1 protein-coding gene is annotated in these 329 nt (G+C 70.8%); it reads right to left on the bottom strand.

All coding sequences use genetic code 11. The annotated features are described in order from the left end of the window. A partial coding sequence (locus FLV34_RS39965) for a carboxyl transferase domain-containing protein (protein ID WP_315985237.1) occupies window positions 1-329 on the bottom strand: 329 nt, incomplete at both ends.

The raw sequence follows: 329 nt of genomic DNA, 5'->3' as shown, positions 1-329 counted from the left end.
GTCCGCGCCGAGGTGCTTGGACCCCATGACGTCGTACGCCCCGCCGTACGCCTTGCGGGTGATGACGGTGACCAGCGGGACGGTCGCCTCGGCGTAGGCGTAGAGGAGCTTGGCGCCGCGCCGGATGATGCCGTTCCACTCCTGATCGGTGCCGGGGAGGAAGCCCGGCACGTCGACGAAGGTCAGCACCGGGATGTTGAAGGCGTCGCAGGTGCGCACGAACCGGGCGGCCTTCTCGGAGGCGGCGATGTCGAGCGTGCCGGCGAAGCTCATCGGCTGGTTGGCGACGACGCCCACCGACCGCCCCTCGACCCGGCCGAAGCCGACGA

It is taken from the genome of Microbispora sp. CSR-4, assembly GCF_008033685.1.
Taxonomy (GTDB): Bacteria; Actinomycetota; Actinomycetes; order Streptosporangiales; family Streptosporangiaceae; genus Microbispora.
The sequence above is the reverse complement of the archived record's forward strand: the minus strand, read 5'-3'. Positions and strand labels throughout refer to the sequence as shown.